Here is a 6542-nt window from a genome sequence, read left to right on the forward strand (position 1 = left end):
AGGGGCTCTTGCGGCCAGCGGAAAAAGTGAGCCCTCATTCCGAGGCGCGCAGCCAAGGGCGGAGCCTTGAAGGATGAAGGCGAGTCCTGACGATTGGGATCGATCCAAATCCCTCAAGCAAAAAAGCCGCCGGATCAGTATCCGGCGGCTTTTTCAATTCGAATGTCCAGTGATTACTGGATAACGATAACCTTGGTGCTGCGGCCGGGAAGAACGCGGCTGTAGAGATCGATCACGTCCTGATTGATCAGGCGGATGCAGCCCGAGGAGGCAGCGGTGCCGATCGAAGCCCATTCCGGCGTGCCGTGCAGGCGGAACAGCGTGTCCTGGCCCTTTTCGTTGTAGAGATACATGGCGCGTGCACCGAGTGGGTTGGAAAGGCCCGGGTTCATGCCGCCATCGACATACTTGGCGATTTCTGGACGGCGGACAGCCATTTCCTTCGGCGGATGCCAATTCGGCCATTCCTGCTTCCAGGCGACGTATGCGGTGCCGGACCAGGAGAAGCCCTGCTTACCGACGCCGATGCCGTAACGCATCGCTTCGCCATTGCCGAGGATATAATAGAGGTGACGCTCGCGTGTATTGACGATGATCGTGCCTTCCGCTTCATCCGTCTTGTATTCGACGATCTGACGGCGGAACTGCGGCTTCACCTTCTGGATCGGGATCGCCGGCAGCTGAAAGCCATTGTCGGTCGTCACGCCGTAGTCGCCATCGAACGTCTTGATGGTTTCGGTGGCCGAATTTGCGGTGGCGGCCGGCGCTGCTGCGGCGGTGGTGGCATAGCCAGCCGATGCGAGCATTGCGACAAGGCCGAGTGCGGTCATAGCATTACGGATGCGCATGGAAGTCTCTTGAATTTTCGTGGCGGGAAATGGATGGCTGTAAACCATCTTTGTCTAAAGTTTATTTTCCATTAAACTTGGCTTTGCAAGCTGCTCTGGCCCTACAAAAATAGGGCCGGCGCGCAAATTAGAAGGACATGGTTTTTTTGCAACAACGCCAAGCCTGTCCCCGAGACAATTCATGACGATTTTGAACGTTTACAATAACAATCCGTTAATAGATGGCCGGCAGTCGGAACGGGCCATGCTTGTACGCAAAGGCGTGCAACTATTACTGCACGAAATGCGTCACGCCGTGCTACCGGAGCTGCCGCTCGCCAGCGGTCGCCGCGCCGATCTCGTCAGCCTTTCGGAGAAGGGCGAGATCTGGATCATCGAGATCAAGACCTCGATCGAGGATTTCCGCGTCGACCGCAAATGGCCCGAATACCGGCAGCATTGCGACCGGATGTTCTTCGCGACGCACAAGGATGTGCCGCTGGATATCTTCCCGGAGGATTGTGGGCTGTTTCTGTCGGACGGCTACGGCGCCCATATGCTACGCGAGGCGCCGGAGCATCGCCTGCCGCCGGCGACGCGCAAATCGGTAACGCTCAATTTCTCTCGCGCCGCCGCCCAGCGCTTAATGCTGGCAGAATGGGCGACGGGTAAAGATTTTGCCTTCTCCCCTCGGGGAGAAAGCGCCCGAAGGGCGGATGAGGGGGGTGAGACGCCTTAGCTTCGAGCGCCTTTGAAGCTTGCACTTACAGCGTCCTCTCCCGATACAATAGTATGCTCTATTTCGGCGCCCGCTTGGCAAGGATGCGCTGTAAGGTGCGGCGATGCATGTTGAGGCGCCGGGCCGTCTCGGAAACATTGCGCTCGCACATTTCATAGACACGCTGGATATGTTCCCAGCGCACGCGGTCAGCAGACATCGGATTTTCTGGCACTTCGGCCTTCTCGCCGGGGCGCTGCGTCAGCGCGGCATAGACGTCGTCGGCATCGGCAGGTTTGGCGAGATAGTCGAGCGCGCCAAGCTTGACGGCGGTGACCGCAGTCGCGATGTTGCCATAGCCCGTCAGCACCACGATATGCGTGTCGTCCCGCCGCTGACGGATGGCTTCGATCACATCGAGCCCGTTGCCGTCGCCGAGGCGAAGGTCGACCACGGCATATTTCGGCGGGGTCGCCTTGGATTTGGCAACGCCTTCCGCCACCGATTCCGCCGTCTCGACCACAAAGCCGCGTGCCTCCATTGCCCTCGCCAGCCGGCGTAGAAAGGGACCATCGTCATCGACGATCAGCAATGTAGCATCCGGGCCGATATGGGCCTCGGCATCCTTGGCCCCGACCGGCGGAGCAGCACTTTCCTTATCCGTCATGTTATCTTCTATCCCGGCGACCATCCGCCTGCGTATTCAACCGATTTTGACGATGGCAGTTTTAAGCCGCGAAAATCATTTTGTCGAATTACTGTCGATTAATACGCGCGGCCATTCGACGCGGACGCGCGCTCCCGGCGTTTCCGGATCGCGATTGCCGAAGGAAAGTGTGGCGCCCGAGCGCTCGAGCAACGTCTTGGCGATGAAGAGCCCAAGCCCAAGGCCGCCTGCCGTGTCATCCCGCTGGCGTGAGGTGACATAGGGTTCGCCGATCCGTGCCAGTATTTCAGGCGAGTAACCGCCGCCATCGTCCTCGATGATAATAGTCAGAGTTTCGGCGGTGTATTCCACCGTCACCGTCACAGTCTTGCGGGCATAATCGACCGCATTTTCGATGAGGTTGCCGAGGCCATACATCATGCCGGCATTGCGTGACAGAACAGGTTCGCCCGCCCGCGGGCTCTTCTCGATGAATTCCAGGTTGATCCCGAACTCGCGGTGCGGCGCGATCACTTCTTCCATCATCGACGACAGCGTCAGCCGCCTCATATGCGCTTCGTCCTCGGAGGAGAGCGTCGTCAGCCGCCTGAGAATATCGCGGCAGCGCTCGCTCTGGCTGCGCAGCAGCGCCACATCCTCCCGGAAACGGTCGTCCTCGCGCAGTTCCCGCTCCATCTCCTTGGCGACGACGCTGATCGTCGCAAGCGGCGTGCCGAGCTCGTGTGCCGCCGCCGCCGCCAGCCCGTCGAGCTGCGACAGGTGCTTTTCCCGCTGCAGCACCAGCTCCGTCGCCGAAAGAGCATCCGCAAGCTGGGAGGCTTCCATGGAGACGCGATAGGCATAAAAGGCGGCAAAGGCCATGGTGGAGGCGATAGAGCACCACACGCCCAGCTGCATGACGCTATGCACGCTGACCGAAACGCCCTCATACCAGGGCAGGGGGAAGGGAGAGAATGCCAGACCGGTAATGCAGATCATTGCAAGTACGATGAGCGGCATACTGTAGCGGATCGGCTGCGATGCGAAGGAGATGATGACAGGCACGCAGACGAGCGCCGAGAAGGGATTGGCAAGCCCGCCGGTGATCAGCAGCAGTCCGCAGAGCTGCAGGAGATCGAGGCTGAGCAGCGCAAAGGCTGCCGGCGGCTCCAGTCGGTGCGTGGGCGGATAGCGCAGCGTCAGGAAGAAGTTGATCCAGGCAAGGCAGGCGATCAGTACGCAGCAGGGCAGCAGCGGCATGGGAAATTTCAGCCAGAAGGCGACGATCATCACGGTTACCGTCTGACCGCCGACCGCAAGCCAGCGCAGGCGCACCAGCGTCTGCAGTCTCAGCCGCCGGCTGGTATGATGGCCCTCCTGCGCCTTCATTTCGGCTTCGGAGAGCTTTTCCAGTCCCCGGAAGAAGCGTGCCATCGTCATGTCCCCCTTGGCTTGGCGCGTGTCGTCGGCAAGGCCTCGGCCGGATCTTCCGGCCAGGGGTGCCTGGGGTAGCGGCCGCGCATATCGGCGCGCACATCCTTCCAGGATCCGGCCCAGAAGCCCGGCAGGTCGCGTGTCGTCTGGATCGGGCGATGTGCCGGCGATGTCAATTCCAGCACCAGCGGCAATCTGCCGCCGCCGATGGCCGGATGCTGCTTTAGCCCGAACAGCTCCTGCACCCGAATGGTCAACAGTGGTTCCTCGCCATCATATTGAATGGGATGGCGGTGGCCGGTCGGCGCCTCGAAATGCGTCGGTGCCATTCGAGCGAGGTCGCGCTGCAGCTCGTGCGGCACGAGAGACATCAACCCGTTGGAAAGGCTGCCCGCGGAGATATCGGAGAGGCCGCGCGCGTCGGGCTGAAACGGCATGAACCATTCCTCAAGCCGAGCAAGCAGCGCCTCGTCGCTCATATCGGGCCACGGATCGCCGATCGTCCGATGCAGGAAGCCGATCCTGTCCCGCAGCTGCGTGGCTTCCTTGGAAAACGGCAGGACACCGATCCCGAGTTCCCGTATGCCGTCGGCCAGCGCCTTGGCCGCCGGCTCGCCGGTGGGCCGCGGCAGAGGCGTCTCTTCGAAGATGATGGCACCGAGCCTTGTCACCCGCCGCGCCCGCACCTGCCGGCTCGCTCTGTCGAAAAAGCTCTGGTCTTCGGTGCGAATTTCGCCCGGCAAATGCTCTTCGACATCGGCGCGGGAAATCTCCGCCGCAGCAAGAACGCGCGCGTGCGCCGCACGTCCCGTCAGGTCCGCGACGACAAGCATCTGGGAGCCGGCAAGCCGCTCGGTCTCCGGCAACTCTGCGCCGCGCCCATTGGCCATGACGAAACGTCCCCGCCCGCCACGCTGCAGCGCGATGCGGTCGGGAAAGGCATGCAGCAGCAGCGCGCCGACAAGCGGAGGAATAGAGGAAGGGGTGCCGCCGTTGCCACCGGCCGCTTGAGCGAGACGCCCGGCAAGACGACGCGCGGCCTCGGCCCGTTCACCCTTCTCGGTCTTGAAGCGCCGCAGCCGGTCTTCCACGTCGATGCTCTGCCCACCAAGCCCCTGTTCCGTCAGCAGTACCGCAAGCAGCGCCGCTTCGCGCGCCTGGCCGAATTCGCCAGCCGAAATCACCATCGCCGCCAGTCGTGGCGGCAGGGCGAGCTCGCGCATCAGCCGTCCGCGCGCCGTCAGCCCGTTTTCCGCGTCGAGCGCACCCAGCTGTCGCAGCAGGGCTCGTGCTTCGGCAAGCGTGGTCGCAGGCGGTTGATCGACGAAGGCAAGCGTCGCAGGATCTTGCACGCCCCAATGGGCCAAATCGAGTGCCAGGCCGGAAAGATCGCTCGAAAGGATCTGCGGCGGCGTGAACGCCGGAAGCGCCGCGGTCTGCCCCGGATGCCAGAGCCGGATGGCGATGCCCGGTTCGGTTCGTCCGGCGCGGCCGGCGCGCTGATCGGCCGAGGCGCGCGACACGCGCACCGTCTCGAGCCGCGTGATACCAGTGGAAGCCTCGAAAACGGGCAGGCGCTGCAATCCGCTGTCGATAATGATTCGCACGCCATCGATGGTGATGGAAGTTTCGGCGATCGAGGTCGCCAGCACGATCTTGCGCGTGCCCTGCGGCGCTGGCCGAATTGCCGCATCCTGTTCCTTCTGGCTGAGATTGCCGTAGAGCGGCGCAATCATCGTCTCCGGCCGGAAGCGGCCCTCCAGCCGCTCCACCGTGCGGGTGATTTCCGCCTGCCCGGGCAGGAAGGCGAGGATGGAGCCCTGTTCGCGCGCGTGCGCATCAAGTATTGCCCGCGTCACCGTATCCTCGATCCGCTCTCCCGCTGGCCGATCCTGATGACGGATATCGATCGGGAAGCTGCGACCCATGCTTTCGATCACGGGCGGGTGGTCGAGGAGTGCAGCGACACGCTCCACATCGAGCGTTGCCGACATGACGAGAATGCGCAGATCCTCTCGCAGCGCCGCTTGCACATCGAGCGCCAGCGCCAGGCCGAAATCCGCATCCAGCGAGCGCTCGTGGAATTCGTCGAAGATGACGGTGGAGATGCCTGAGAGTTCGGGGTCGTCGAGGATCATCCGCGCGAACACACCTTCCGTCACCACCTCAATGCGCGTCTTAGGAGAAATGCGGTTGTCGAGCCGCATGCGGTAGCCGACTGTATCGCCCACCTGTTCGCCGAGCAGTGAGGCCATGCGGGCAGCAGCGGCTCTTGCGGCCAGCCGCCGCGGCTCCAGAAGAATGATCCTGTCATCGCCGCGCCAGGCTTCGTCCAAGAGATAAAGCGGTACCAGCGTCGTCTTGCCGGCGCCGGGCGGCGCGGAGAGCACGGCACGCCGCTCTTCAGCGAGTGCCGCACCGATATCGGCGAGCACATGCGAGACAGGCAGCTCCGGCAATGAAGGTACTCTATATGTCACGCCTGCCCGCTCCGCATATGTTTATGGGCGAAAGCTGGCGTTTGCCGGTTCGACCCCGCCTGTGCCCGCCTTTTATCGAGAAGCACCATATCTGCTCCCTTCAATCTCTCGATGTCTATTAGGTCCTGGGTGTCCGGCTGGCAATGCGAGCCGGATCCAATGCTTGCAATAGGCGCAAGTGGCCCTTTAGGAGCGCTTATCTGGATGATTCCGGCAGATGGCGTAAAATGAATCCTGAAATCGTGACCAATCGCGAAAAAATCTCCAAGATTTTGATCGCGTTCACAAATCCGCTTTTTAATTCAATCACTTACAAAAATGTCAGAATTTTTACAGTTGGAGTGTTGACTATATCGGGTTGGGGGGTCTATAAGCCCGATCACTGACGAGGGCGGCGGCGCTGCTGGCGACGAAGTCTCTCGCTCTGGTGTTTCCTG

Annotated in this window: 5 protein-coding genes; 1 reads left to right on the plus strand and 4 read right to left on the minus strand. The window is 61.8% G+C overall.

All coding sequences use genetic code 11. The annotated features are described in order from the left end of the window. Positions 1–173 precede the first annotated feature (173 nt). On the minus strand, positions 174–848 hold the full coding sequence (locus AC13RC_RS30620) for a L,D-transpeptidase (protein ID WP_095436107.1): 675 nt from the start codon (positions 846–848) through the stop codon (positions 174–176). 181 nt (positions 849–1029) lie between these two features. On the opposite strand from AC13RC_RS30620, the gene AC13RC_RS30625 reads away from it, so the two are divergent. Continuing rightward, positions 1030–1566, plus strand: a complete 537-nt coding sequence (locus AC13RC_RS30625) for an MmcB family DNA repair protein (RefSeq protein ID WP_113352892.1) — start codon at positions 1030–1032, stop codon at positions 1564–1566. Positions 1567–1624: 58 nt separating this feature from the next. Here the strand turns inward: AC13RC_RS30625 and AC13RC_RS30630 are convergent, their stop codons facing one another. The 3 genes from AC13RC_RS30630 to hrpB all read right to left on the minus strand — a co-directional run bounded on the left by AC13RC_RS30630 (position 1625) and on the right by hrpB (position 6105). Next, complete coding sequence (locus tag AC13RC_RS30630; RefSeq protein WP_113333884.1) at positions 1625–2212, minus strand: ActR/PrrA/RegA family redox response regulator transcription factor; 588 nt, start codon at positions 2210–2212, stop codon at positions 1625–1627. A gap of 75 nt (positions 2213–2287) precedes the next feature. After that, complete coding sequence (locus tag AC13RC_RS30635; protein ID WP_173002575.1) at positions 2288–3580, minus strand: ActS/PrrB/RegB family redox-sensitive histidine kinase; 1293 nt, start codon at positions 3578–3580, stop codon at positions 2288–2290. Positions 3581–3627: 47 nt separating this feature from the next. After that, positions 3628–6105 (minus strand): ATP-dependent helicase HrpB, encoded by a 2478-nt coding sequence (gene hrpB / locus AC13RC_RS30640; protein WP_113352894.1) that lies wholly within the window; start codon positions 6103–6105, stop codon positions 3628–3630. Positions 6106–6542 lie beyond the last annotated feature (437 nt).

The organism is Martinezella sp. CNPSo 3890 (assembly GCF_057784455.1).